Origin of the sequence: Corynebacterium drakensteinense (assembly GCF_041224285.1) — a bacterium.
Taxonomy (GTDB): domain Bacteria; phylum Actinomycetota; class Actinomycetes; order Mycobacteriales; family Mycobacteriaceae; genus Corynebacterium.
In genome coordinates, this window is sequence record NZ_JAXOFP010000029.1 from 1 (window position 1) to 11925 (window position 11925).

Genomic DNA, 11925 nt, shown 5'->3' on the forward strand with positions numbered 1-11925 from the left:
CTTCCCCACCCCAATCGCCTACACTCTAAGCAGAGAATTGTCGGCGAAAGGATACACGCAAGGTGGCTACGCTTAGCGTCCGGGAAATTGAGCAGCGCGTCACGCAGATCGCAGAGCAGGATGAGTTCGGCGATGATCTCCTCTTCGATCTGCTGCTCGCGTATGGCCGCGCGCAGTCTAATGTCACTCGCCTCCGTAATGGCAGCTACAACGTGGCGGAGGATCCTTCCCGGGATTATGCCCAGAAGAACATCGTCTACTTCCGCCCGCTTGTCGACGCCGACACCCCCACCTCCCCGGCAGAGCGCGAGGCGAAGCTTCTCGACGCTGTCCAGCACCTGCGCACGCACGAGCGCGTCATCCGCTATAACACGCGGTTTGTCATCGCCACGGACTACCACTGGTTAGCCGCGGTGGATATTAAGACCAACGAAAACCGTATTTTCCCGTTGGGCCAGCTGGCGAAGCACTACTCCTTCTTCTTGCCGTGGGCCGGTATGGAAAAGGCACAGTACGCTGCAGAAAAACACGCGGACACGAAAGCCGCCCAACATATGGGCGAGCTTTTCGACGCGCTGGTCAAAACCAATGCGGTCTCCCTGCAAACAGAACAAGACCGCCACCGCCTCAACGTCTTTTTCACCCGCCTATTGTTCTGCTATTTCGCAGAAGACACCGGACTATTCCCCGACGGCTCATTCACCCAGGCTATTGCCTCGCACTCACGTGAAGATGGCACGGGTACCAACACCATCATCGAAGAGATTTTCGCTGCCCTCGATGTCGCAGATAAGTCGGACTACCCCGCCCACCTGCAGGTTTTCCCCTACGTCAATGGTCGCTTATTTAGCGACGACGAACGCTTCCAGGTACCGCACTTTGACGCTAAATCCCGGGATCTGTTGATCCGCCTGGGCCGGTTGATTTGGCAGGACATCAACCCGGATATTTTCGGCTCCATGTTCCAGGCAGTGGTCCACAGTGGTTCCCGCTCGGAATTGGGCCAGCACTATACCTCTGTACCGAATATCTTGAAAACCATCGAGCCGTTATTCCTCGACGAGCTCAAGCAGCAATTTGAGGCTGCCTATGATTCCGCCCCACGGCTGGAGAAACTACTGCACCGCATCGGCAATATCAAGGTTTTCGACCCTGCCTGTGGTTCCGGGAACTTCTTGGTCATTGCGTATAAGGAGCTACGCCGCCTCGAGCACGCAATCTTACAGCGGCTGGAAACCCTGAGCGTGAAGCGCCAAACACTGTTCGAACAGTCCGTGGTAAAAATCGACAACTTCTACGGTATTGAGATCGACGACTTCGCCACGGAAGTCGCCATCCTTGCGTTGTGGATCGCCAAACACCAGATGAACCAGGAATTCGAGGATAAATTCGGCGTCACGCTACACATGATCCCACTGCGCAGCATGGGCCAGATCACCTGCGCGAACGCTGCCCGCATTGACTGGGAAGAAATCTGCCCACACGATGCTGACGACGAGGTCTACCTCATCGGTAACCCGCCTTACCTCGGCTCTAGCATGCAGTCGAAGGAACAAAAAGCTGAACTTGCTCATGTATTCGGAACCAAAAATTACCCAAAGAAAATTGATTACATTGCCGCATGGTTCATTAAAGGAACGGAATATATCAAAGGCACTCAGTCTCAACTTGCGTTCATTTCTACTAATTCCTTAACGCAAGGAGATCAGCCTGCGAACATTTTTCCAAAAATATTCGCCAATGACGTCGAAATTTCTTACGCATACACATCTTTCAAATGGTCGAACAGTGCAAAAGGAAATGCCGGCGTCACTGTCGTCGTCATTGGGCTACGGTCAACATCTTCAGCCCCGAAACTGCTCTTTACCGATGGCTTAAAGACGCTCGTACCAAATATCAATCCGTATTTAGCTCCATCCAGCAACGTCGTCGTGACACGACGCTCGACACCGTTGAATACGTCATTGCCGGTTATGCGTCTCGGCTCTGTCCCCAAAGATGATGGTGAGCTGATTTACACTCCTCAACAACGCGACGAAGTTCCCCTGGAAGCTCAAGATTTATTGCTGAAATACATGGGGTCAGCAGAATTTATTAACGGAATCGACCGCTACTGTCTCTGGATTCCGGACGAACGCTACCCAGCCCTAAAAGAATCTGCTTATTTTGACAAAAAGTTTGAGCGGATCAAGAATTTTCGCGAAAATAGCACTTCATCGGCTACACGTGAAAAATCGGGTCTGTTCTGGCGTTTCTGGCATAAAGCGTACAAACCCACAGAATCCATCATTGTGCCTAGTATTTCCTCGAGTCGCCGCGAGTATGTCCCTATCGGGTTCCTTGGCCCAGACACGATTATTTCTAACAAAGGTTTCGCGATCTATGACGCCGAACCGTGGCTCTTCGCTCTGCTGACCTCCAAGATGCACATGGCTTGGCTCGGCGCTGTCGGTGGAAGAATGCGAGAAGATTTCCAATACTCCAACACCATCGTCTACAACAATTTCCCGGTGCCAGACCTCAAACCGAAGACCAAGGAACAGCTCACGGAAACCGCACTGCGCATCCTGGATGTGCGCGAATACTACTGCGAAAACACCCTGGCAGAACTCTACGATCCAGACAAAATGCCAGAACTACTCCGCGAAGCACACAACAACAACGACGCGCTCGTCGACAAGCTCTACCAGCGCGGAACCAAACCCTTCCAGTCCGACGATGAGCGCCTAGCCGAACTGTTCAAACGATACGAAGAAATGACCGCAGGAGAAAACTAATTATGAGCGACCAGCAGCCGTCGGCAAGCGACGACAACACCATGAACATGATCGACGTCACCTACAAACAATCGGGGCGATCGGTGGCCACCAATGAGCTGGGCATGCGCGAAATGCAAGCTCGCGTGTGGGAACAACGCGCCGCACAATACCTGCTCATCAAAGCCCCACCGGCTTCCGGTAAATCCCGCGCACTAATGTTCGTCGCCTTAGACAAACTGTTCAACCAAGGGCGCAAAAAAGTCATCGTGGCGGTGCCGGAACGCTCCATCGGCGGATCATTTTCCAACACGAACCTGACCACCCACGGGTTTTTCACCGACTGGACCATCAAGCCAGAAAACAACCTCTGCGGGCCCAGCTCCACAAAAAGCAAAGTCGAGGCCTTCCGCCAGTTCATGTCCGGGCCAGATGCCATCCTGGTATGCACCCATGCCACGCTGCGCTACGCCTTCAACGTGCTCAGCCCGCACGACTTCAACGGCTGCGTACTCGCCATCGACGAGTTCCACCACGTCAGCGCCGACCTGGAAAACAACCGGCTGGGCGCGCTGATCCAAAAAGCCATGGCAGAATCCGACGTGCACGTCATCGCCATGACGGGCTCGTACTTCCGCGGCGATTCCACCCCGGTGCTCACCCCGGAAGACGAAGCGAAATTCACCCCGGTGCGATTCAACTACTACGACCAGCTCAACGGCTACCGTTACCTCAAATCCCTGGGCATCGGGCACCACTTCTACCAAGGCGCCTACACCGACTCGATCGGCGAGGTGCTCAACCTGCACCGCAAGACCATTATCCACATCCCATCGGTCAATTCCTCAGACTCCACGAAGGACAAATACGAGGAAGTCGGCCGCATCATGGACGTCATCGGCACCCCGGTGGGCACGGACGAGCACGGCATCTTCGAGGTGCGCCGCCACGATACCGGCGAGCTGGTGCGCGTGGCCGATTTGGTGACGGACACCGACGTGAAACAGCGCGCCCGGGTGCTGACGTACCTGTCCGACGTCGCGGGCAAACAGCGCGACGCCGTCGACATCATCATCGCCCTGGGCATGGCCAAAGAAGGCTTCGACTGGCCATTCGCCGAAGACGCGCTGACCATCGGCTACCGTAATTCGCTGACGGAGATCATCCAGATCATCGGACGCATCACCCGCGATAGCCCCGGCAAGGAGCACGCGCAGTTCACCAACCTGATCGCGCAGCCGGACGCAGAGACCGACGATGTCACCCTGGCCGTGAACAGCATGCTCAAAGCAATCACCGCTTCCCTGCTGATGGAACAAGTGCTGGCGCCCAATTTCCAGTTCAAGGCGAAAAAGCCGGATCTTGCCGACGCCGACCTGGACCGCCCAGACGGTACTGCTGCTGGCACCGGCGCTGGCGCCGATGGTGGGCGGCGGAGTTCCACCTTCGGCGAAGGCACGCAGGAAAACATCTACATCACTGGTTTCCAAGAGCCGTCGACGGAGCGCACGAAGCAGATCGTGGCTTCGGACTTGCCGGATCTGACCGCGGCGGTGCTGCAGGACGAAAACGTCGCCAAGGGCTCCATCGGTGGTTGCAAACCCGAGACCACAAACCAGGTGCACATTCCGCGGGTGATCCGCGAGCGCTACCCAGACCTGAACGACAAAGAAGTTGAGGAAGTACGCCAGGCCGTTATCGCGAATACCGCGTTGAAAGCCAGCGAAGTACGCGAGGTTGGCGATGATCGCTTCCTGCGGTTGGCTGATCGCTTCATCAACATCAACGACATCAACATCAACCTCATTGATTCGATCAACCCCTTCCAGAAGGCCTACGAGATCATGTCCAAATCCGTGAACTCCAAGGTGTTGGCGACGGTGCAGGATGCGATCGCGGCGACGAAGATTGAGATGACGGAGCAGGAAGCGATGCAGCTGGCCCCGGACATCAAGCACTTCCACCAGATGCATGGGCGGGTGCCTAACCACCGCTCGAAAGAGCCGCGGGAGCGCCGCATGGGTGAAGCATTGTTGTGGTTGCAGAAAAAGCGTGCCGAGTACAAAGCGCAGCAGCGGCAGGCTGGAGAATTAGGAGGCCGGGATGACTAACGAGCACCACGCGGAGCAGGCCCCCAAGCAAGCCCCCGAGCACCACAGCGAGCAGGCCCCCGCCGCAGGCACGGGTCTGTCACCGGAGCTGATTGATCTTTTCGAAAGCGACGACGAGGGCTTGTTCGAGGCCCCGGTAAAGCCGCGCCCGATCACGTCGGAGGATCGGCTGGAGCGCGCCTTTATCGAGATCTTGGAGTTTTACGACAAGCACAAGCGCCGCCCGGACCCAGATACACGCGAGATCGCCGAGCGCAAACTGGGCGCGCGTCTGGTGGGCATCCTCAACAGCGAGGAGAAAAAGCAACACCTGCGGCATCTTGACGACGTCGGCTTGCTCGCCGAGCCCGAGGTTCCGGAATCACTCGAGGAGTTGTTCGCCGGCTCCGACGATACTGCCGACGGCAGCGGTGCGGGTTCTGACTTCGACTTTTTAGCGGATATTCTGGACGAGGCCGACGGTGCTGATGCCGACCTCTACGACACCGCTGCCCTGCCCAAGCGCAGCCCGAAGCCTTCGGATTCGGTCGCTGAGCGCACCCGCGTCAAAGACTTCGAGCCATTCCGTCAGGCGTTTAAGGAAAAACAGCAGCAGCTTGCCGACGGCTCGGTGGTGTTGGCGGAGTTTAAAGGCGAATCCACCCTCGAAGAAGGCAAGTTCTACGTGCTCAAGGGCTCTCTCGCTTTCGTAGCAGAAGTCCGTGACCCCGAGCCCGGCGCGCCGCTGGACTCTAAAGGTCACCCGAAGCAGCGCCTTCGCGTGGTTTTCGAAAACGGTACGGAATCTGCGATGTACCGGCAATCATTCGCCATCCGCCTCTACGAGAGCGACGGCAAGGTGTTGGCCTATAACCGCAGCGTGACGATGGACGAGATCGGCGACGCCGATAAACTCTCGGGGCGGATTTATGTGTTGCGCTCGTTGAGCACAGACCCGGAAATTGCTAGCCTGCGTGATTTGTACAAGATCGGGTACTGCACCACCTCTGTCGAAAAGCGCATCCAGGGCGCGGAAAAATCCGCAACCTACTTGCATGCCCCGGTGGAAATCGTCGAGACTTTCCGTACCTATAACCTGCGGCCGTCGGCGCTGGAACACCTGTTACACCGGGTATTTGCCCCGGCGCGGCTGAAGATCACCCGCGGGACGGAACCCGCAGCAACCGAATGGTTTATTGCCCCGCTGGAGGCCATCATCGATGCCGTCGACAAGATCATCAGCGGCGATATTGTGCACTACGTTTACGACGTCGCTGCGCAGCGGTTGGTGCGGCGGGACTAAGCGATTGCCCTAGTCGAGATTGCCCTAACCGTGAGTGTCCTAGTCGGCTGCTGGGGTGCTCACTGTTCTTGAAGGTGCTCACCGCTCTTTAAAGAGAAGATCCTTCAGGTGGTGTAGGAACTCTCTGAGCACCACCTTGGCATACGATCGTGTGCGGTTTCGCAGACTTTGGGAGACCGCGGGGTGCAGGGGCACAAACGTCTCAGAGTTCAGCTCTGCCACTGTGCGCGTGAAGCCACGATCCGTGGGGAAAATCCCCTCGATGGGATTCATGTCGACGGCTGCTGGCTAAGCAAGAGCCTGTATGATTCCCCAGCAGTATCACATCTTTTTAAGCCAGAATGCAGCCAACCTAGATAAAATTCACAGGCTTTCATCATTTAGGCAAGACCCTAGAATAGCCAAACTCCACTCCACGATCAGCGCCAACAATGAGTTGCAAACCGTTCACAGCATTTACACCACAACATCCGAGCACGACAAAAACTCACCGATATCGGGGAACATCCCACCTATAATTGATGTGCTCTGGGGTTGCCCGCAAATCGTGGACACGTAGTGGAGCTACCTAGTGGTTAGGCAGCTATTTCTTTTCTGCTGGTAGTTAGACCAATGTGGTTTTCAAAGTCGACGGGGCTTGCCATACCGAGCGCAGAGTGCCGGCGCCGACGGTTATAGACCGCCTCAATCCAGTAAGCCACAGCCTGACGCGCAGCATCGCGGGTTGGCCAGCGCTTCCGGTCGTAGAACTCGGTCTTAAGCGTCGACCAGAACGACTCAGCCATCGCATTATCGAAACACACCCCAGTACGCCCCACAGACTGAGCAACACCTAGGTCGCGGCACACCTCCCAGAGCTGCTCGCTGGTAAATTGTGTTCCCCGGTCGGCGTGAAACACCAGCCCGTCAGGAACGTCACCACGCAGTGTATGTGCCATCCGCAGTGCTCGTTCGACCAGGAATGTATCTTGAACGCTATCCATAGCCCAGCCCAGCACCCTGTGAGAATGACCATCGCGGACTGCACACAAGTACAACCAGCCTTCACCGGTGCGCAGGTAGATAAATTATCTGACATCCATACTCGGTTGAGCTCACCTGTATCAAACATGCGCTTGACCAGGTCAGGAAGCGTGGGCTTACGCTTGGCTTGGATCGTTGTCACTGGGACAAAGGCCCGCGGGGAGATCCCTTCAATGCCCATCATGCGCATCCGCTTAGCCACAGTCTTACGGTTAAGCACAATGTCATAGCGCTCGGTAAGTTTTGCGGTGATCCGCGGCGCACCATAAACCTCATCGGAGTCCGACCAAATTTGATGAATCTTGCGGTCAACATCATCGTAAAAAGCTGCACGATCATTGGCGCCGGATAGTCGCTTCTGCTGCGTATGGGACCATGTGTAGATCCAGACCGAGACACTTTTAATAGCCGTGCCATGCGTATGATGCTGAAATTTGCCTTCTCTCGCTGCATTAATTCGATTTTTTCTGTTCGCGTTGCCTTAAAGCGAAGAAGGCTGTCGCTTTAAGGCAAAAACTCGTTATCCATTTTGGCTTCAGCCAGCTCACGGCGCAGACGAGCATTCTCAGCACGAAGATCAGCCTCGCTCATCCCATCTGATGCTCCTCGGCGTTCGCGCTCATTTTTTACCCATCGGCCTAAAAGTCCTGGTCCGACGCCAATCTCCTTTGCCACATGAGCGATTGGGCGCTGCGACTCGATTACCAGGTTCGCGGCTTCACGCCGATACTCAGGCGTGTACTTCTTGCGCTGTTGACTCACAATGAACATCCTCTCCTACGGACACAAGATCCGCACAAATAGGGTGTCCACCAAACGAGGGTAACCCCAGCTCGGAGTCTTGTTTCATCTAAATTGATGGCGATTTGGTTCGCGTCGAAAAAGTTCGATAAAACACGAAGGACTGCTTTGTTCGCTTGATGAAGCACATTCCGCAAAAGAGCATTTCCACACAAAATCTTGTTAGATTGCGAGGTCAAAACTGGGTATTTCCTCTGCATAGGGTCCAGCAATAGCCCTGACATGCCTGTTAGGGAGGAAAAATTCTTGAGCCCACGTACCCCCGCACTAGTGAAACACTTTCAAGTCGTCGACGCCGACAGCTACGATGTCGATGCTATTTCGTAATTTCAAGCCACCAATACTGGGTGTGCCCTGGGGCGACAAGAATTACTTATACTCGACCCTGGAAAGCGTTCATATAGACTGACGTTGTCACCAACGCGTTCTTCCGCACTAATTAATAGGTGGGCACTGACGGATTCAATATAAGCTGGAACATTGCCGCTACAGTCACTGGGGGCAGTCAGTGCCTGTAGGACAAAACACAGGTGCTTCTAAGCACAGTTGATTATGACTCCTGCAGGGTCTCCTTTATAATTGTTCAACAAATAACTCTACCGAAGACCCCGGTCGACAACACCTCCAAATCACCTGATGTCCGTTGACAGTTTGCGGGCACCGACCAGTTCGGATACCGAATGTTCACTGAACATGGAAGCTATACTTCCGGGTGATTCTGAAGGATCACTGACGTTTACAGGTGTCCAGGTGAAGAATTCATCATCACTGCGGACAAACGCAGTAAGAAAGTAGGAAATACTGATGTTTTCGACGGTGATCCGCAATCCAGCATTAGCGAAGAACGCATTACGCGTGTTTTCAACCATGGTTCTAGCGCTCGTGTTGATTCTAGGAACACAGGTTGTTGCTTTTAATAGTCCTTCGGCAAACGCTCAAGCGCAAGTCCTCCCGTCAAGCCCTGCCGAGCAGACCTTCCGAAACGCTCGATACGCAGAATCCCGATTCACGGTAGATACTGCCGCGACAATCACTGAACTTTCGTTTACTGTCATTGCACAGAACAACAAAAAAGAATGGATCGGAAGCTATGAACTAGACATCAACGGAACGACAATAACTCCTCAATTCACTCAAAGCAGTGGTTCGAGGCAAACACCTATGAGCATTACGCACAAGGGGCTTAATATTGCCGTTCCGCAAGGTGCCGCAATTACGGTGACCCCTCGATTTAACCGGGCGGGCGTAAACGGTTCACTTGCCCTGACAATATCCGGCAAACCGGCGGAAGCCCCTGCACCTACGCCGACCGAAACCGAAGAACCAACACAACCCCTCGTTCCCGACATCCCTGATACCCCGGAAGAGTCACCAGAAGAAGCACAGCCCCCAGCTCAAGATCTCCCAGTTGTCACCCCAGCACCCCCAACGTTGGTTGATCCCGCTACGGCTCCACAGTGCGTCGAGAAAGCGTACATCAATATTCCCGATACACGAGGGGTCGATTACTCCATCGATGGAGAGAAAAAACCTGCTGGCCAGCACGTTCTTGACCAGAATACGCGCAGCACGGTAAAAGTAAGAGCATCTGCACAAGCCAATTTTCGGCTTTCCGATGGCGAACAAGCTGAATGGAGCTTCGATGTCAGCGGTGAAACCAAAGACTGCTCCCACACCCCCGACAATCCTGGTTTTGCTGCCGACGTAGAGCGGCTATTCGAAGCACGCGGTCATGATTTTTCGCTGGCCGCAGATGCAGTCGATCCACGGCGCCCGAATACTTTCACTGCCAGGGTCACCGAAGACTCCCGACTCAAGTACACAACTGTTCGGATTGAAACTGATCGCGAATTCTTAGAGCCGCAGAAGTATGGCCTCACCCTAGACCGCATCGAAGATGGCGTCACCCTGCATAAACGAAACGTCAACATTGGTGACGGGTTCATTACCATGGATGTTTTCCCGATGAAGAACGGCAAACCAGTCGATTCTGCGCTAGCCCCCAAAGATGCTGTTTTCACCTTTACCAATAACCTCGCTGAAAACCGGAAGCTCAAGGTCACCCTCGACGTTTACGGTGTACCGAAAAACACTCCAGAACAGCCGCAAATCATCTCTCCACCAGATGGTGCACACTGGGTACATGGTCGCGTTCCGAACCCTCCTATGCCACAGCGATGCGGCCTGCGCGTCGCAGTGGTGGCTGACTTTTCAACCTCACTAAAATACGCAGACACCAATGCATTTATTGCTTCACGGAATGCCGCAAACAACTTGATTGATGCTCTCGCGGGCACACCCGCTGAAATTGGCCTTTATAATTTTGCGACCAGAGCACCACAAGTATCGAATGCGACAACTCATAAACAAAACCCCGCCTACCAAAATCGTGATCCTTACATTTCACTTTGGAGCGCCCAAGGCGTTACAGAAGCAAAAGGCGTTGTCTCAAAGTGGACTAACGGAAGCGGCTCCACAAACTGGGAGGCAGGACTCCTCCAGGTAGCTGACGGTAACTATGACGTGGTCTATTTCATCACAGACGGCATGCCGACTTTCTCTTCTAAGTCCCGTGAACTTGGCTTAGGCGGCGAATTTGTTCAAGCGTCAGCATTGAACCAAGCCATTGATGCCGCCAATGACCTGAAGAAAGCTGGGACTCGCATCGTCCCGATCATGGTCGATTTAACCTTGGGTAATCCTCACTCTGGTACTCACACGGTAACCGAGGATTTAGTATTGAAAGATGTTCCGGAGTTCAAAACCGGAGAAAATGTGCCAGCGCCGAAGGATAAGATCTATCACCAAGCGACAAAGAAATTAGTTTCTCAGGCCGCCTACCCAAACACCGGCACTCATGTCAATTTTCAACTTGCCGTTAACGGGAGCGGAATCAAGGTATATGAACCAAAGCGCCGAGGTGGAAGGGATGATATCACCAAGAACCGTTCCAAATGGACTTACGGCCCCCGAGGGGTCAAAACGATGGGTGAGGATATTTCCGGCACTGGCGATACAGTTCGGGTTGAGCAGTACTCAGAACTAGCGGCACAGTTGAAAGAAATCGGCAAAAACCTATCGGCGAACTGTGAAGGACACGTCCAAGTCAAAAAGCGGATTGTCGACGAAAACGGCACTGTGCTTACCGACGGCGCTCCAGGATGGGAATTCACCCTGTCTACCGACACAGATGTCATCGAAACACTTGCGAAGGATCGTGTTCGCACCTCGATTAAAACCACCTCTGGATCGGACGCAGAAAAAGGTAAGGCATCCTGGAACATCAACAGCAATAAATCGCACGAATTATCACTTACCGAAACTCAAAAGCCTGGTTACTCGCTGTTCCATCGTGGTGATTCCCTGGACTCTACAGGCGATTCCAATGCGGTGTGTACTGAAAAGCGCGGCACCACCGAAACAAAGCTCAAGGTCGAAAACAACGGCGAGTTTGGATTCAAAGTGCAACTTCCTGCTGCCAACGGTGCCCTTTCGTTAGTATCCTGCGTAGTCGATAACTATGAAGTTCCTAATGCCCCACCCGGCAAGCTAACCCTGGAAAAGGCCGCCTATAACGACGGCAACGATATCGAAGTATTACCAGGGCTTGGTGGTGCGCACTTCGCCATTTATCCTTCAACAGGAAATCGACCTGATTTCAGCGTAGAACCTGTCTATACCATCATTCCCGGGCAAGAGTCAGTCGAAATCACCACAACAGGTACTTTCTATCTCGTAGAAACTCAGGCACCATCTGGTTTCAGTCTGCTTCCTGCTCCAGTTCCATTCGAAATTGGTTATGACAAAAAGTCAAAGAAATACACAATTTCTGTCGTGGGCGGCGAAAGCCACCTGAAGTGTCCCAGGTTTTGTTCCGTTTGAGTAGATGGGAAAATCTGGAACATGCCCAAAAAATTTGACCAGGATGCAAAGGACCGCGTGGTCCGTCTCG

The 11925-nt window shown here is 54.0% G+C and carries 4 protein-coding genes and 1 pseudogene; 4 read left to right on the top strand and 1 reads right to left on the bottom strand.

Annotated elements, in window-relative coordinates; genetic code table 11:
• Positions 1–62 precede the first annotated feature (62 nt).
• From U1140_RS11055 to U1140_RS11065, 3 genes are read left to right on the top strand one after another with little or no spacing between them, the layout of a single operon-like run.
• Positions 63–2777, top strand: a complete 2715-nt coding sequence (locus U1140_RS11055) for a DNA methyltransferase (RefSeq protein WP_369847913.1) — start codon at positions 63–65, stop codon at positions 2775–2777.
• A gap of 2 nt (positions 2778–2779) precedes the next feature.
• Positions 2780–4867: a DEAD/DEAH box helicase gene (locus U1140_RS11060; RefSeq protein ID WP_369847914.1), complete on the top strand. Its 2088-nt coding sequence runs from the start codon at positions 2780–2782 to the stop codon at positions 4865–4867.
• Positions 4860–6149, top strand: coding sequence for a GIY-YIG nuclease family protein (locus U1140_RS11065; protein ID WP_369847916.1), 1290 nt, complete (start codon positions 4860–4862; stop codon positions 6147–6149). The genes U1140_RS11060 and U1140_RS11065 overlap by 8 nt, the downstream gene beginning before the upstream one ends.
• Before the next feature lie 575 nt (positions 6150–6724).
• Here U1140_RS11065 and U1140_RS11070 read toward each other — a convergent pair.
• A pseudogene (locus U1140_RS11070) lies at positions 6725–7943 on the bottom strand (IS3 family transposase).
• Positions 7944–8777: 834 nt separating this feature from the next.
• On the opposite strand from U1140_RS11070, the gene U1140_RS11075 reads away from it, so the two are divergent.
• Entirely contained in the window at positions 8778–11855 is a 3078-nt protein-coding gene (locus U1140_RS11075) for a SpaA isopeptide-forming pilin-related protein (protein ID WP_369847917.1), read from the top strand.
• Positions 11856–11925: the final 70 nt, after the last annotated feature.